Below are 16,010 nucleotides of genomic sequence, written 5' to 3'. Positions count from 1 at the left end.
GTTCGGGTCCTGTCAGCCGTACCGCGTAGGGTTCTGGTCGTGGCGCTCGCCCTCTACCGCAAGTACCGGCCGGCGACCTTCGCTGAGGTCGTCGGGCAGGAACACGTCACCGAGCCGCTGCGGACCGCGCTGTCCTCCGGCCGGATCAACCACGCCTACCTGTTCTCCGGGCCGCGCGGCTGCGGCAAGACCTCCAGCGCGCGCATCCTCGCGCGCTCGCTGAACTGCGCGCAGGGCCCGACGGCCGACCCGTGCGGCGAGTGCGACTCCTGCGTCGCGCTGGCCCCGGAGGGCGGCGGCAGCGTCGACGTCGTGGAGCTCGACGCGGCCAGCCACGGTGGCGTCGACGACACCCGCGAACTGCGCGACCGGGCCTTCTTCGCGCCCGCCCAGTCGCGGTACCGGATCTTCATCATCGACGAGGCCCACATGGTCACCACGCAGGGCTTCAACGCCCTGCTGAAGATCGTCGAAGAGCCGCCGGAACACCTGATCTTCGTCTTCGCCACCACCGAGCCGGACAAGGTGCTCACCACCATCCGGTCCCGGACCCACCACTACCCGTTCCGGCTGATGCCGCCGGGCGTGATGCGCGAGCTGGTCGAGCGGATCTGCGCCGACGAGGGCGTGCAGGTGGAGCCCGCGGTCTTCCCGCTGGTCATCCGGGCCGGTGGCGGCTCGGCGCGCGACACGCTGAGCGTGCTCGACCAGCTGCTGGCGGGCGCGACCGACCAGGGCGTCACCTACGAGCGGGCGATCGCGCTGCTCGGCGTCACCGACGTGGCCATGATCGACGACATGGTCGACGCGCTCGCGAGCGGCGACGCCGCGGCCGTCTACGCCACCGTCGACCGGCTGGTGGAAGCCGGTCACGACCCGCGCCGCTTCGGCTCCGACCTGCTCGACCGGCTCCGCGACCTGGTGCTGCTCTGCTCGGTGCCGGACGCGGCCGACCGCGGCCTGGTGGAAGCGGCGGGCGACGAGCTGGAGCGGATGCGGCGCCAGGCCGAGCAGCTCGGCCCGGCCACCCTGTCCCGCTTCGCCGATATCGTCCACACTGGACTTTCCGAGATGCGGGGCGCCACCGCGCCCCGCCTCCTGCTGGAGCTCCTCTGCGCCCGGATGATGCTCCCGGCGGTCTCGGACTCGGAAACCGCACTGCTGCAACGACTCGAGTCGATCGAACGCCGAGGCGTCATCGCGCCGAGCGGTGGCGGAGCGCCCGCACCCCAGCCGGAAGCCGCGGCAGCGGCGGACGGCGACTCCCGGCCGCGCCGGGTCTTCCAGCGCCCGCACGAGCGCGCAGCGGCGGAAGCCGCCGAGCGCATTGACGGAGCGGCGCAGTCGCAAGGCGGAGCCGCGGTGCCGAGCGCAGCTGCGGAGCAGCGGAGCGTCGGTGCGGCGCAAGGTGAGGCCGTTGCGGCGCAGCCGCAAGGCGCTGGGCGTGCGGAGCAAGGCGCAGCTGCGGAGCAGCGGAGCGTTGCGGCGGCACAGCCGAACGGAGCTGCGGAGCAGCGGAGTGCTGCGGCGGCTCAGCCGAACGGAGCTGCGGAGCAGCGGAGTGCTGTCGGTGCGGAGCCGCAGCGCGGCGCAGCGCAGGCGGAGCCGCCGGGCGGCGGGGCGGCGGGAGCCGCGCCCGCGGCGTTCGACGCGGCGAAGACGCGGCAGGTGTGGAACGACGTGCTGCAGGCCGTCGCGAAGCTGAACCGGCCGACGCAGGCTCTGCTGCTCAACGCCACCGTGCAGGAGATCCGGGTCGACGACGGCGTGGTCGTGCTGTCGATGCCCACCTCCGGGCTGGTCAAGCAATTCGCCCAGCAGCGGCGGCTGGACTTCGTGCGGCAAGCACTGGGCCAGATCATCAGCCACCCCGGCGAGTGGGAGATCCAGTGCGTCGAGGCCGGTGCGGCTCCGCCGCCCGCTCCGGCGCGCCCGGCTGCGCCCAAGCAGCCTCTGCAGCGCCGGTCGACCGCGGCCGCCGAGGCGGCGAGCGAGCAGCCGAACAGCCAGGCCCCCGGCGGCCGTCCGAGCGCTCAGCCGACGCGTCCGTCGCAGGCCCGTGCGCAGGCGCCCCGGCAGGGCACGGTGCCGCGTCCGCCGGAACCCGACGACATCCCGCCGCCACCTGAGCCGCCGGACGAGGAGCCTCCGCCGCCGGACTACGTCCCGCCGCCGGAGCCGGTCAAGCCGCCGGAACCCGAGCCCACGCCGAAGCCGTCGCCCAGCGACGACGAGGAAGACCCGGAGGCGATGCTCGCCGAGTCCTCCCCGTACGACGCCAACACGCCGATCGGCCCGGACCCGGAAGCAGCCGCGGTCGAGCTCTTCGAGCGGGAGCTCGGCGCTCGCCGAATCGACAACTGACCACCCGCACGGCGATCACCGGTCCCACGACCGCCCGGCCCGCCGTCCCGCCCGCGGGTTCCGCGATTTCAATGGAAATCGGACGTCTGATTTCCATTGAAATTGCATCAGGTTCTCCACAGGGACCAGGTGGTTGTCCACAGGCACCGGTGTGTCGGGCGCCAACACACCGGTGATCCGCAAGTTCCATTGAAGTTGGATGTCTGATTTCAATGGAAATTCGATACCTGATTTCCATTGAAATTGCGTCTGACCGGACGCAGCCGGCCGGGGGGTCAGGGCCTCGTGAGGTGGCGTGCCAGGAAGGCGAGGGCTTTGGGATAGGCGTCCAGGCGGTTCGGGCGCTTCGCCAGGCCGTGGCCTTCGTCCGGGTAGACCAGCAGCTCGCACTCCAGGCCCTTCGCGCGGACCGCGGCCGCGATCTGCTCCGCTTCCGACAGCGGGACCCTCGGGTCGTTCGCGCCGTGCAGGACGAACAGCGGTGCCGCGATCGCCGCGACCTCGGTCAGCGGCGAGGCCTCGTGCAGGAAGTCCGCGTCGGTGGCCAGCGAGCCGTACTCGCGCTCGCGGTGCGCTCGCCGGTAGGGCGCGGTGTTCTGCAGGAACGTGACCAGCGACGAGATGCCGACGATGTCGACACCCGCCGCCCAGCGCTTCGGCTGGAACGCCAGCCCCGCCAGCACCATGTAGCCGCCGTACGAGCCGCCCCACAGGGCCGCGCGGCGCGGGTCCAGGCCGATCGCGGGCAGCCAGTCGTGCAGGTCGGCGAGGTCGGCCACCGCTTCCAGCCGGTTGCGCCCGTCGTCGGCGGAGTACCAGCGCTTGCCGTAGCCGGTGGAGCCGCGCACGTTCGGCACCAGCACCTCGTGGCCCTGCGCGACGAGCGCTTGGACGATCGGGTTGAAGCCGCGCACCGACTGGCTCTCCGGTCCACCGTGGACGATCAGCACGGCGGATCCGGCCAGCTGCGGATCGGGTTCCGCCGGCGAGTAGCGGAAGCACGGCAGCCGTTCGCCGTCGCGGGTCGGCACCCGGTGGGTGGTCGGCTGCACCGGCAGTTCGCCGGCGAGCTGCGCGGCGGAGTCGGTCAGCGCGCGGCATTCGCCGGTGGTCGCGTCCACCAGGAGCACGTCGCCGGGAATCGCCGGTGCGGTGAAGGTCAGCGCGACGAACCGCGAGTCCGGTGACCACACCGGTTGCGGCAGCGGGAACGCGCACCAGCCGTCCGCGGGCAGGTGCACCTCGTGCCGCCGCTCGCCGGTCGCCGCGTCGTGCAGCGCCAGTCGGCCGGCTCCGTCGTCGTTGGCCTGCACCAGCAGCGTCGAGCCGTCCGGTGACGGCCAGCCGGTCAGGTCGTGCTCGTCGGAGGTCACCAGCCAGGTCCGGGTTCCGGTGTCCGGGTCGATGCGGGCCACGCCGGTGCGGTCGCGCTCGAAGTTCGTGGTGGTGATCAGCCCGGAACCATCGGGCAGCCAGTGGATGTCGGTGTGCCGGGCGGCCACTTCGCGGCCGGTCAGCGTCCGCACCCGGCCCGCCTCGACCATCACCAGCTGGTCGGACATGGGCGGCCCGCCGGGCACGGTGAGCGCGGTGCGGTCGCCGTCGGCGGCCACCTCCAGCACCATGCCGCCCTGGTCGTAGACGACGTGCTCCTCGCCGGTGGCCACCTCGCGGACGATCACGTCGAAGTCGACGCCGTTGCGGCGGTTGGTGCTGTAGACGATCCGGCCCGGCAGCACGTCCAGCAGCCGGTGCACGTGCTCGGGATCGCGGACCAGCGGGTACAGCTCGGGCAGCCGCACCGGCCCCGGTCGCGGCTGGTCCAGGCGCAGCAGCGACAGCTGGCCGCGCTCGTCGCCGTCGGTGTCGTGCTGCACCACCACCGCGCGCTCGCCCGGTAAGTAGCGGCCGGTCACGGCACCGGACAGCGCGGTCAGCCGGGTGCTCGCGCCGTCGGCGAGCTCGACCAGCTGCGTCGAGCCGGACTCGTCGGAGCCGGCCAGCACCCGGCCGGTGCCGGTCACGTCGAATGCCCGCCAGCTGGTGAGCTCCAGCAACCGCACGATGTCCAGCGCCATGCCGACACCCTGTCACGCGCGACCCGCTGAGCCCAGGGGCCGACCGGGCGCGCGTTCCCGAGGCGACCACGCACGCAGACCGGGCACCAGCACGCTCTAGGCTGGGTGGTGTACCCCGTGCTCGTGCCGCCCGATCGGGCGCGGGTCCCGCGAGACGAGGAGGAGCACCGTGCAGCCAGGTGGCCAGCCGAACATGCAGCAGATCATGGAACAGGCGCAGAAGATGCAGCAGCAGCTGATGACCGCGCAGCAGGAGCTCGCCGACGCGGAGGTCACCGGTAGCGCCGGTGGCGGCCTGGTGACCGCGACGGTCACCGGCGCCGGTGAGCTGAAGGGCCTCACCATCGACCCGAAGGCGGCCGACCCGGAGGACACCGAGACGTTGGCGGACCTGGTGGTCGCCGCGGTGCGCGACGCCAACCGCGCGGCGCAGGAGCTGCAGGCGGCGAAGATGGGCCCGCTGACCAGCGGCCTCGGCGGTGGTCTGTCCCTGCCGGGCATGTGACACGGGGGTTCCAGCCTCGTTCTGCGTGACGGTGCGGGTGGCGGAACCTGAGAGCTTCCCTGGACTGCGGGTGCCCAGCCTGATGTATGCCAATACACGGCGGCTGGGCCGTCCTCGCCAGGAAACCTCTCAGAACCCGCGGCGGTGCGAGTTGCGAGGGTGGGCCCGAAAGCGCCTTCGGCGCTTGCGACAGCCCGCGGAACCGCGGCATGTCAGGCGTCGCGGCTGCGGTGGCCGATCAAGATGAAAGAACTCCAGTCGGAGCTGCGCGGTTGAGCCGGCTTCGAGCGCGGTTCCGCCTGGGACCGCGCAGGCCCCGGAAACGAGCGAGAAGTGTACGAAGGTCCGGTACAGGATTTGATCGACGAGCTCGGCAGGTTGCCGGGCATCGGTCCGAAGAGCGCGCAGCGCATCGCCTTCCACCTGCTCGCGGCCGAGCCCGCGGACGTGACCCGGCTGCAGGAAGTGCTGCAGAAGGTCAAGGAAGGCGTGGTGTTCTGCGACGTCTGCGGCAACGTCTCCGAGGAGACCACCTGCCGCATCTGCCGGGACGTCCGCCGCGACAAGGCGCTGGTGTGCGTCGTCGAGGAGCCCAAGGACGTGTTGGCCGTCGAGCGCACCCGCGAGTTCAAGGGGCGCTACCACGTCCTGGGCGGGGCGCTGGACCCGTTGTCCGGGGTGGGTCCGGACCAGCTGCGGGTGCGCGAGCTGCTGGCCCGCATCGGCAAGGACGACATCACCGAGGTGATCATCGCGACCGACCCGAACACCGAGGGCGAGGCGACCGCGACCTACCTGGTCCGGATGCTGCGGGACTTCCCCGGTCTGACGGTCACCCGGCTCGCCTCGGGCCTCCCGATGGGCGGCGACCTGGAGTTCGCCGACGAGCTCACCCTCGGCAGGGCGCTCTCCGGCCGCAGGGCGCTCTAGCCCCGAACCTCTGAAGCCGCCCGGTGACGCACGCCGTCGCCGGGCGGCTTCTGCGTATCCGCGTTCGCCGGGTGTTTACGTTTTTCCCGTATTTGCCGGAACTCCGCACCGGAGTTGCTCTCACGGCAAGTAGTCGAATTAGCTGGTCCGGGCGGGTGATCGACGGATACCGATTGGGTTCATTAGGTAGCCCTAAGTAGTCGGATCGTAACCTCTGGGACTCCATCGAGCGCGTGGTGCGGGTTAGTCTCACGGCACTCTGAGACCTGAGACACACTGAGGTGCTTCCATGAGTAGAGCTCCATCGGCGCCACGCCGCGCGTTCACCACGCGGCGCCGTGTCGCCACTGTCGGCGTCGCGCTCGTCGCGGCCACTTCGCTGGCCGCGTGCGCGCAGTCGCAGCGCGAGGCCGGGGGCGGAGAGGGCGGCACGCTCACCTTCGGCGCGGCCGGTGCTCCTGACGGCTTCGACCCCTTCTACGCCTCCGACGGCGAGACCTTCCGGATCAGCCGGCAGATCATGGAGGGCCTGGTCGGGTTCAAGCCCGGATCCGCCGACGTCGAACCGGAGCTCGCGGAGAGCTGGGAGCACAGCCCGGACGGCAAGGCCTGGACGTTCAAGCTGCGCACCGGCGTGAAGTTCCACGACGGCACCGACTTCAACGCCGAAGCGGTGTGCAAGAACTTCCAGCGCATGTTCGACCAGACCGGCGCCGGGCAGAACCAGGCGCTGTCCTACTACTGGATCGAGAACTTCGGCGGGTTCTCCGACGGCAAGACCCCGTCGCTGTACCAGTCCTGCGAGTCGCCCGACCCGACGACCGCGGTGGTGCACCTGACCCGCGCCAGCTCGAAGTTCCCGGACATCCTCGGGCTCCCGTCGTTCAGCATGCAGTCGCCGACGGCGATGGAGAAGTACAAGGCCAACGACGTGCAGGCCCAGGGCGACAGCTTCGTCTACCCGGAGTACTCGCGTTCGCAGCCGACCGGCACCGGGCCGTTCAAGTTCGCCTCCTACGACGAGGGCAACGGCACCATCAAGCTGGTCCGCAACGAGGAGTACTGGGGCGAGAAGACCAAGCTCAACGAGCTGATCTTCCGCATCATCCCGGACGAGACGGTGCGCAAGCAGGAGCTGGAGTCGGGCGCCATCGACGGCTACGACTTCCCGAACGCCGCCGACCTCAAGGCCCTGCGCGACGCCGGGCACAACGTCCAGGTCCGCGACCCGTTCAACATCATGTACCTGGGCATCACCCAGAAGAACAACCCGGCGCTGAAGGACGTGAAGGTGCGCCAGGCGCTGGCCTACGCGCTGGACCGCGAGACGCTGGTCAAGGCGAACCTGCCGGAGGGCGCCTCGGTCGCCACCCAGTTCTACCCGGACACAGTGGACGGTTACGCCGACGACGTGCAGAAGTACCCGCACGACCCGGCGAAGGCCAAGCAGCTGCTCGCCGAGGCGGGCGTGCCGAACCTGACCGTGAACTTCTACTGGCCCACCGAGGTGACCCGGCCGTACATGCCGGACCCGCAGGGCATCTACAACGCGCTCGCCGAGAACCTGCGCGCCGCGGGCATCACCGTGAACCCGGTCAGCAAGCCGTGGAACGGCGGCTACATCGACGACGTCGACAACGCCAGGGCGGACATCTTCCTGCTCGGCTGGACCGGTGACTACAACACGCCGGACAACTTCATCGGCACCTTCTTCGGCACCACGGAGAACCGCTTCTACACGGCGGGCTCGCCGTGGGGCGCGGACCTGGCCGACCAGCTGAAGGCCGCCGACGCCGAGCCGGACGAGGCCAAGCGCGAGCAGATGTACCAGGACATCAACCGCAAGCTGATGTCCGAGTACCTGCCCGCCATCCCGCTGTCGCACTCCCCGCCGGCGATCGTCACGAGCGCCGAGGTGGAGGGCCTGCAGACCTCGCCGCTGACCGCCGAAGAGTTCGCCTCGGTGAGCATCTCGGGCCAGTGAGTTGACGATTTCGCGCGAAATCGGCGCGGCTCCCGCACGGGGTCCGTCGGTTTCGCGCGAAGTCGCGCTCGCTGCCGAACTGAGCAACGGGGGTTTGCGTGCTCCGCTACACGATCCGGCGACTGGCGCAGCTGGTGCTGGTCGTCTTCGTCCTGTCGATCCTGCTGTTCGCCTGGCTGCGCTCGCTGCCCGGCGGGCCGGTGTCGGCGATGCTGGGCGACCGCGCCACGCCGGAGGCGCGGGCGCAGCTCGAAGCAGATCTCGGCATGGACCAGCCGCTCTTCGTGCAGTACCTGCGGTTCCTGGGCCGCGCCGCCACCGGTGACTTCGGCACCTCCACCGGCGTGCAGCCCGGCACGCCCGCGATGGAGGTGTTCCTGACCCGCTTCCCGGCGACGCTGGAGCTGTCCGTCCTGGCGCTGCTGCTGGCCGTGGCGATCGGCATCCCGCTGGGCTACCTGGCCGCCCGCAAGCGCGGCAGCTGGCTGGACAACCTGAGCATCACCTGGTCGCTGGTCGGCGTCGCGGTGCCGGTGTTCTTCCTGGCGTTCCTGCTGAAGTTCGTGTTCGCCGTCCAGCTGGGCGTGCTGCCCGCCTCCGGCCGCCAGGACGCCGGGCTGGACGCCACCAGGGTCACCGGCTTCTACATCCTCGACGGGCTGCTGACCCGCGAGTGGGATGCCGCGTGGAACTCCTTCGTGCACCTGATCCTGCCCGCCATCGCGCTGTCCACCATCCCGTTCGCGGTGATCTTCCGGATCACCCGGGCCGCGGTGCTGGACGTGATGGACGAGGACTACGTGCGCACCGCGCGGGCGAAGGGCCTGGCCTCGATGGTCATCCGCCGCAGGCACATCCTGCACAACGCGATGCTGCCGGTGGTCACCACGATCGGCCTGCAGACCGGTGCGCTGCTGGCCGGTGCGGTGCTGACCGAGCGGGTGTTCAACATCGCGGGCATCGGGCAGGCGGTCGCGCTGGGCTTCGAGCGCAAGGACTTCCCGGTGCTCCAGGTGGTGATCCTGGCTTCGGCGATGATGTACGTGCTGGTCAACCTGCTGGTGGACCTCTCGTACGCGTTGATCGACCCACGACTGCGGACACGGTGAGGTCATGGCTCTGAAATCGCAGCGCAAGGAGCGCATCGACGCGCTGGCGGAGGCATCGGCGGACGCCGGGGTTAGCCTGGCGGCGTCGGCGTGGCGGCGGCTCAAGCGCAATCCGGTGTTCGTGGTCGGCGCGGTGATCATCGCGGTGTTCGTGCTGGTGGCGCTGCTCGCGCCGCTGCTGGCGCCGCACGACCCGGCGTTGCGGGTCCTGGTCGACCAGGTGTCCCGCGCGGAGAACACCATCCCGCCGCCGCAGGAGGGCTTCCCGCTGGGCGGCGACCAGTACGGCCGGGACCTGTTCTCCCGGCTGCTGCTGGGTTCTCAGCAGACGCTGCTGGTCGCCGTGCTGGCCACCGTGATCGGTCTCGGCGGCGGCCTGGTGCTGGGTGTGGTGGCCGGTGCGTTCGGCGGCTGGGTGGACTCGCTGGTCATGCGGGTCGTGGACGTGATGCTGTCGGTGCCGTCGCTGCTGCTGGCGGTGTCGATCGGCGCGTTGTTCGCGCAGCAGAGCCAGTTCACCGTGATCCTGGCGGTGGCGATCGTGCAGGTGCCGATCTTCGGCCGACTGCTGCGCGGCACGATGCTCGCGCAGCGCGCCAGCGATCACGTGCTGGCGGCGCGGGCGCTGGGCGTGAAGGAGAGCTCGATCGTGTTCCGGCACATGCTGCCGAACGCGCTCGGCCCGGTGATCGTGCAGGCCACGCTGGTGCTGGCGGTGGCGATCATCGACGCGGCGGCGCTGTCCTTCCTCGGCCTCGGCGCGGCCGACGACTCGGTCCCGGAGTGGGGCCAGATGCTCGGCGGCGCGCAGAACATCATCGACTCGCACCCGCAGCTGGCGTTCTGGCCGGCGAGCTGCATCATCCTGGTCGCCCTCGGCTTCACCCTGGTCGGCGAGTCCCTGCGGGACGCGCTGGACCCGAAGCGCCGGCGCTGACGGAGGAAAATCATGGCACTGCTGGAAGTCCGCGACCTCTCGGTCGTCTTCGCCCGCAAGGGCGAGCCGCCGGTGACCGCCGTGGACGGCATCTCCTTCGACGTCGAACCAGGCCGCACCGTCGGCCTGGTCGGCGAGTCCGGTTGCGGGAAGTCGGTCACCTCGCTGGCGATCATGGGCCTGCTGCCGACGCGCGGTGCGGAGGTCTCCGGTTCGGTGCGCTTCGACGGCACCGACCTGCTGGCGCTGTCCCGCCGCGAGCTGGACCAGCGCCGCGGCAGCGACCTGAGCATGGTGTTCCAGGACCCGCTGACCTCGCTGAACCCGGTGGTGTCGATCGGGCTGCAGGTCTCGGAGGTGATCGAGCGGCACCGCGGTCTCTCGCGCAAGGAAGCGATGCCGGAGGCCGAGGACCTGCTGCGCCGGGTGGGCATCCCGGACCCGCGGCGGCGCCTCAGCGAGTACCCGCACCAGCTCTCCGGCGGGATGCGCCAGCGCGCGCTGATCGCGATGGCGCTGGCCTGCAAGCCGCGGCTGCTGATCGCCGACGAACCCACCACCGCGCTGGACGTGACGATCCAGGCGCAGATCCTGCGGCTGCTGTCGGAGCTGGTCGCCGAGACCGAGACCGCGCTGATCATGATCACCCACGACCTGGGCGTGGTGGCCGGCCTCTGCGACGAGGTGAACGTGCTCTACGCGGGCCGGGTGGTGGAACGCGCCGCGCGGCACGAGCTGTTCGCGCGCCCGCGGCACCCGTACACCGCCGGGCTGCTGGCCTCGATCCCGCGCCTGGACGCCCCGCGCGGCCAGCGGCTGTCGCCGATCAAGGGCTCGGTCAGCGACAACATCCCGTGGGACGCCGGGTGCGCGTTCTGCCCGCGCTGCCCGAACGCCCTGGAGGTCTGCGAGCAGCAGACCCCGGACGTGAGCATCGACGTCGGCGCGCGCCTGCTGCGCTGCCACAACCCGGTGCGGGAAGCGCAAACTCCGGTGGAGGCGTCATGACTTCCGCGATTTCAATGGAAATCAGGTCTCCGATTTCAATGGAAATCGGATGTCTGATTTCAATGGAACTTGCGGACCGTCGGTGTGTCGGTGCCCGACACGCCGGTGACTGTGGACAACGAGCCGGTTCCTGTGGAGAACCTGACGCGATTTCAATGGAAATTGGACGTCTGATTTCAATGGAACTTGCGGCGGGAACTAGCGCGGCGGAGGCGTCATGACCGAAACCCTGGACACCGCCGGGGATTCCCAGGACGTGCTGGTCGACGTCGAGGACGTCGCGGTGCACTTCCCGATCAAGCGCGGTGTGGTGCTGGACCGCACGGTCGGGTACGTCTACGCCGTGGACGGGGTGTCGCTGCGCATCCGGCGCGGTGAGACCTACGGCCTGGTCGGGGAGTCCGGCTGCGGCAAGTCGACGCTCGGGCGCGCGGTGCTGCGGCTGGAGAAGCCGACCGGCGGCAAGGTGGTGTTCGACGGCGTCGACCTGTCCGCGATGAAGGGCGAGCCGCTGCGCCGGATGCGCCGCCGGATGCAGATGGTCTTCCAGGACCCGCTGTCCTCGCTGGATCCCCGGCAGTCGGTGCAGTCGCTGCTGGTCGAGGGCATGCGCGCGCACGGCATGGGCGCCGACCGGGAGGCCACCGACAAGAAGCTGCGCGAGCTGCTCTCCGCGGTGGGCCTGCCGACGACCTCGCTGCGCAAGTACCCGCACGAGTTCTCCGGCGGTCAGCGGCAGCGCATCGGCATCGCCCGCGCGCTGTCGGTGGGGCCGGAGCTGGTGGTGGCCGACGAGCCGGTGTCCGCGCTGGACGTCTCGGTGCAGGCGCAGGTGGTGAACCTGCTGGAGGACCTGCAGGCCGAGTTCGGCCTGACCTACCTGGTCATCGCGCACGACCTGGCGGTGGTGCGGCACATCGCCGACCGGGTCGGCGTGATGTACCTGGGCGGCATCGTGGAGGAGTCCACATCGGACGATCTCTACGCGGAGCCGCTGCACCCGTACTCGAAGGCGCTGCTGTCGGCGGTCCCGGTGCCGGACCCGACGGTGGAGGACGAGCGCGAGCAGATCCTGCTCTCCGGCGATCTGCCGTCGCCCGCCAACCCGCCCGCGGGCTGCCGCTTCCACACCCGCTGCCCGTGGCGCCAGCCGGACCGCTGCGACACCGAGCGCCCCGCGCTGCGCGAGCTGAAGCCCGGCCACCGGGTGGCGTGCCACTACGCCGAGGAGATCCGCGACGGCAGCTTGCAGCCGCACGAGGTGGTCGCCGAGGCGGTCGACCCGACGGACTTCGGCGACCTGGACATCAGCCCGGCGAGTTGACCGGTTCCGTCCCCGCGTCCGATCGCGTCCACATAGGATCCTCGGTCAGGCGTGAACGGGAGGTTACGGGTGAGGTACAGCAGCGCGCAGCGGTGCACGGCTTGCGACCATCGGGCGATCTTGGTGGCCGCGACAGCGGATCGCCTGGTGGCCGAGTCGGGTCGCGCACTGGTGTCCTACGACTGCCCGGAGGGCAACGGCATCCACGTCTGCAACCCGGACTTCGAGCGCAGCGGCTCCCGCCGGGGCTGACTCACACCTGTTCCAGGGCCAGTTCTGGAGCTCGGCGTTTTTTCAGGTTGAGGCTGCCGAGCAGGACGCCGGTGACCACCACCGCGCCCGCGGCGAGCTCGACCGGGTCCGGGTGCTCGCCCAGGACCAGCCACGCGGTGGTGAAGCCGACGACCGGCACCAGCAGCGAGAACGGTGCCACCCGGCTCGCCGGGTAGCGGCCCATCAGGGTCGTCCACAGCCCGGAGCCGATGACCGACGCCAGCAGCGAGGTGTAGGCGAGGCCGGCGAGCGCGTACCAGCCGGTGGTCGAGTCGAAGACCGTCGTCAGCGCCTGCAACCCGGCGGTCGGCCCTTCGAAGGCGGCGGACATCGCGAACATCGGCAGCGGCGGCACGATCGCGATCCACAGCGTCAGGTGCAGCGGGTTCGGCGGGTTGGCCTTCCGCGCGCACAGGTTGCCCAGCGCCCACGAGAAGGCGCCGCACACGGTGATCAGCATCGGCAGCAGGGCGGCGCTCTGCGCGCGGTTCCAGCCGATCACCACCATCCCGAGCACCGCGGTGAGGATGCCGACGATCTGCACCGGGGTGATCCGCTCCCGCAGCAGCAGCGCCCCGAGCGCCACGGTGAACGGCGCGGAGGCCTGCTGCACCAGCGAGGCCAGGCCGGTCGGCATCCCGATGTTCATCGCCACGAACAGGAACGCGAACTGCATGGCGCCGAAGAAGAACCCGTAGCCGAGCAGCCACTTCCACGGCACGTCCGGCCGGGGCACGAAGAACAGCACCGGCAGCAGCACGGCGAAGCGCAGCGCGGCGAAGAAGAACGGCGGGAAGTGGCCGAGGCCGAAGTCGAGGGCGATGAAGTTGGCGCCCCACAGCACGGCGACGAGCACGGCCAGCGAACGATCCCGGGGATTCACGCACCAAGCTTGCGCCGCCCAACTGTGTAGATCAAGCAACACTAATTGCATGAAGCGTGTAGCAGTCCTTCATGGACATCCAGCATCCGGGACGACGAGACCCTGGTCACGCGACCAGCAACGGCCCAGCTGATCAGGCCCGAAGCCCTGACCAGGGCTGATCCGGCACAGCTGTGCCGCACCACGTGGGCGGTGCGTAACCTCCCTGCATGGACGTTCGCAGGTTGCGGCTCTTGCGCGAGCTGGCCGACCGGGGGACCGTCACCGCTGTCGCCAAGGCCCTCTCCTACACGCCGTCCGCCGTCTCGCAGCAGATCCGGGCGCTGCAGGCCGAGGTCGGTGTCCAGCTGACCGAGCCCGCCGGCCGCGGCCTGCGGCTCACCGATGCCGGCTGGAGCCTGGCCGCGCGGGCGGACGAGGTGCTGGCCGCGCTGGACCGCGCCGAGGCGGAGCTGGACAGCTACCGGTCGACGCCGCGCGGCGTGGTGCGGGTGGCGATCTTCCCGTCCGGTGCGTTCCTGCTGCTCTCCGGCCTGCTGCAGCGGATGCGGGCGCACCCCAAGGTGCGGGTGGAGTGCCGCGACGTGGACATGACTCCGGTGGAGGTCCCGGAGCTGACCGCGGACTTCGACCTGGTGGTCGCGCACCGGGACGACCAGGCGCCGCCGTTCGACAGCGAGCGCACGACGATCACGCCGCTGCTGCGCGAACCGCTGGACGTCGCGCTCCCGCTCGGCCATCCGCTGGCCGCGAAGGAGCGCGTCGAACCCGCCGAGCTGGTGGGCGAGCCGTGGCTGAGCGTGGACGTCGGGTTCCCGGTGGACGACGTGCTGCGCTCGCTGGCCGTCCGCACCGGCGTGCGGCCGGAGGTCGTGCAGCGGATCAACGACTTCAGGATCACCGAAGTGCTGGTCGCCGACGGCTTCGGCGTCGCGCTGCTGCCCCGGTACTCGGCGAACCTCCGCACGGTGGCGCTGCGCCCGCTCAGCGGAGTCCGAGCGGGCCGCAACATCGAGGTCGTCTCCCGGCGAGGAGCCACGGAACGCCCGGCGGTCCAGCTCGTCCTCGACGCCCTGGTGGCCGAAGCCGAGACCGTCGCCGGCCGGTAGCTATTCGATGACCGCGGTGGCCTCGACCTCGACCAGCAGGTCCGGTTCGCCCAGCGCCGCAACGCCGAGCAGGGTGATCGGCTTGACCGGGTCGATGCCGAGCTTCGCGGCCGCCCGGTTCACGCCCTCGCCCAGCAGCGGCATCTTCTCGGGCGTCCAGTCGACGACGTAGACGGTCAGCTTCGCGACGTCGTCGAAGGAGCCGCCGATCTCGGTCAGGGCCCGGCCGATGTTGAGGTAGCACTGCTCGACCTGCGCGGCGAAGTCGCCGCCGCCGACCGGTGTGCCGTCGGCGTCGCGGGCGACCTGCCCGGCGAGGAACACGAGCTTCGACCCGCTGGCGATGGACAGCTGGCGGTACGCGTCGGGCTTGGGCAGGCAGTCGGGGTTGACCAGTTCCACGGCCACGGTTTCCTCCTCGGGGGATGCGAACGGCGGAAGCATAGCGGTGCTATGTAATCTGGCGCCATGGCGAGGGCGAAGGATCCCGAGGTTCGCGCCCGGCTGCTGGAACGGGCCGCGCACATGCTCCGGACCCGGCAGCCGGTCACGCTCCGCGCGCTGGTCGAGGGCACCGGTGTGTCGACGATGGCCGTCTACACCTACTTCGGCGGCATGGACGGCCTGTGGAAGTCGTTGCGGCAGGAGGGCTTCACCCGCCTCGCGGCCAAGCTCTCCGAAGTGCCGACGACCTCGGACCCGGTGCGCGACCTCGCCGCGCTGGGCGCCGCCTACGCGGCCAACGCCGTCGAGAACCCCGACCTCTACCGAGTCATGTTCGACGCGGGCTACGAGCTCGAAGACGCCGCCGCCGCGGACGAAACCCTGCACAGCCTCGTGCGCGCCGCTGACCGGGCGAAGGAGATCGGCCGCTTCCGGGCCGACGTCGATTCGGCGCGGTTGGCGAGGCAGGGCTGGGTGATCGGCCACGGGCTCGCCTCGCTGGTCACCACCGGCCCGCTGCCGCAGCAGGTGCTGGCCGATGCGGTGCCCATGCTGACCGCGCTGTTCGTCAGCGCGGGCGACGACCCGGACGCCTGCCGCCGGTCGGTGGAGGCGGGCTGGGCTTAGCGGGACGCGACGCCTCGGCCGGTGCTCGACCGGGGCAGGTCGAAGATCCACTCGGGGGGCAGGATCCGGTGGACGAACAGGCAGAGCGCCACGACGACGGCGGTCAGCACGGCGGGCTCCGCGGCGGCCAGCACCGCCTGCGCGGCGGGGCCGGACTGCGAGATCACGTTGACGAGGGCCGGGTGGAGCAGGGCGAGCAGCGGCATGTGCACGACGTAGATCGGCAGCGTCCGCCGACCGATGCCGGCGAGCGCCCTGGCCAGCGCCGACCAGCGCGTGACGAGATGTGCCAGTCGATCTGCAGGTAGTGCTTCACGATGACGTGCCACAGCACGACGAGAACGATGCAGCCGCCCTTGGCGACGTCCGCCCACGCGTGCCGTTGCGGGAGGCTGGCGTGGTCGCGGAGGTCGCCGGCGAAGCTGACCGTCCTAG

At 70.8% G+C, this 16,010-nt stretch carries 14 protein-coding genes; 10 read left to right on the top strand and 4 right to left on the bottom strand.

Annotated elements, in window-relative coordinates; all coding sequences use genetic code 11:
• Positions 1–39: 39 nt before the first annotated feature.
• Complete coding sequence (locus ATL45_RS11925; RefSeq protein ID WP_093158122.1) at positions 40–2,364, top strand: DNA polymerase III subunit gamma and tau; 2,325 nt, start codon at positions 40–42, stop codon at positions 2,362–2,364.
• Between the two features lie 275 nt (positions 2,365–2,639).
• On the opposite strand, the gene ATL45_RS11920 is transcribed toward ATL45_RS11925, so the two are convergent.
• On the bottom strand, positions 2,640–4,442 hold the full coding sequence (locus tag ATL45_RS11920; RefSeq protein ID WP_093158120.1) for an alpha/beta hydrolase family protein: 1,803 nt from the start codon (positions 4,440–4,442) through the stop codon (positions 2,640–2,642).
• A gap of 169 nt (positions 4,443–4,611) precedes the next feature.
• On the opposite strand from ATL45_RS11920, the gene ATL45_RS11915 reads away from it, so the two are divergent.
• The 7 genes from ATL45_RS11915 to ATL45_RS11885 all read left to right on the top strand — a co-directional run bounded on the left by ATL45_RS11915 (position 4,612) and on the right by ATL45_RS11885 (position 12,239).
• Positions 4,612–4,947: a YbaB/EbfC family nucleoid-associated protein gene (locus tag ATL45_RS11915; protein WP_093158119.1), complete on the top strand. Its 336-nt coding sequence runs from the start codon at positions 4,612–4,614 to the stop codon at positions 4,945–4,947.
• 333 nt (positions 4,948–5,280) lie between these two features.
• The gene (recR, locus tag ATL45_RS11910; RefSeq protein WP_093158117.1) at positions 5,281–5,877 is read left to right on the top strand and encodes a recombination mediator RecR; all 597 of its coding nucleotides are present in this window, start codon (positions 5,281–5,283) and stop codon (positions 5,875–5,877) included.
• Between the two features lie 289 nt (positions 5,878–6,166).
• Complete coding sequence (locus tag ATL45_RS11905; RefSeq protein ID WP_093158116.1) at positions 6,167–7,861, top strand: ABC transporter substrate-binding protein; 1,695 nt, start codon at positions 6,167–6,169, stop codon at positions 7,859–7,861.
• A gap of 98 nt (positions 7,862–7,959) precedes the next feature.
• Positions 7,960–8,970 (top strand): ABC transporter permease, encoded by a 1,011-nt coding sequence (locus tag ATL45_RS11900; RefSeq protein WP_093158114.1) that lies wholly within the window; start codon positions 7,960–7,962, stop codon positions 8,968–8,970.
• A 4-nt stretch (positions 8,971–8,974) separates the two neighbouring features.
• Positions 8,975–9,907, top strand: a complete 933-nt coding sequence (locus ATL45_RS11895; RefSeq protein WP_093158113.1) for an ABC transporter permease — start codon at positions 8,975–8,977, stop codon at positions 9,905–9,907.
• Positions 9,908–9,919: 12 nt separating this feature from the next.
• Positions 9,920–10,915: an ABC transporter ATP-binding protein gene (locus ATL45_RS11890; protein WP_093158112.1), complete on the top strand. Its 996-nt coding sequence runs from the start codon at positions 9,920–9,922 to the stop codon at positions 10,913–10,915.
• Between the two features lie 217 nt (positions 10,916–11,132).
• Positions 11,133–12,239, top strand: coding sequence for an ABC transporter ATP-binding protein (locus ATL45_RS11885; protein WP_093158110.1), 1,107 nt, complete (start codon positions 11,133–11,135; stop codon positions 12,237–12,239).
• A gap of 253 nt (positions 12,240–12,492) precedes the next feature.
• Here the strand turns inward: ATL45_RS11885 and ATL45_RS11875 are convergent, their stop codons facing one another.
• Positions 12,493–13,395 (bottom strand): EamA family transporter, encoded by a 903-nt coding sequence (locus ATL45_RS11875; RefSeq protein ID WP_177242079.1) that lies wholly within the window; start codon positions 13,393–13,395, stop codon positions 12,493–12,495.
• A gap of 209 nt (positions 13,396–13,604) precedes the next feature.
• Here ATL45_RS11875 and ATL45_RS11870 point away from each other — a divergent pair, with 209 nt between their 5' ends.
• Positions 13,605–14,504 (top strand): LysR family transcriptional regulator, encoded by a 900-nt coding sequence (locus ATL45_RS11870; protein ID WP_093158106.1) that lies wholly within the window; start codon positions 13,605–13,607, stop codon positions 14,502–14,504.
• Here ATL45_RS11870 and ATL45_RS11865 read toward each other — a convergent pair whose 3' ends face one another.
• Positions 14,505–14,912, bottom strand: a complete 408-nt coding sequence (locus tag ATL45_RS11865; RefSeq protein WP_093158104.1) for a RidA family protein — start codon at positions 14,910–14,912, stop codon at positions 14,505–14,507.
• A 60-nt stretch (positions 14,913–14,972) separates the two neighbouring features.
• Between ATL45_RS11865 and ATL45_RS11860 the strand changes: the two genes are divergently transcribed.
• On the top strand, positions 14,973–15,575 hold the full coding sequence (locus ATL45_RS11860) for a TetR/AcrR family transcriptional regulator (protein ID WP_093158103.1): 603 nt from the start codon (positions 14,973–14,975) through the stop codon (positions 15,573–15,575).
• Here the strand turns inward: ATL45_RS11860 and ATL45_RS38380 are convergent.
• On the bottom strand, positions 15,572–15,904 hold the full coding sequence (locus tag ATL45_RS38380; RefSeq protein WP_143121757.1) for a hypothetical protein: 333 nt from the start codon (positions 15,902–15,904) through the stop codon (positions 15,572–15,574). The two genes, ATL45_RS11860 and ATL45_RS38380, sit on opposite strands and share 4 nt — an antisense overlap.
• Positions 15,905–16,010: the final 106 nt, after the last annotated feature.

The organism is Saccharopolyspora antimicrobica, assembly GCF_003635025.1.
Lineage (GTDB): Bacteria > Actinomycetota > Actinomycetes > Mycobacteriales > Pseudonocardiaceae > Saccharopolyspora > Saccharopolyspora antimicrobica.
The sequence above is the reverse complement of the archived record's forward strand: the minus strand, read 5'-3'. Positions and strand labels throughout refer to the sequence as shown.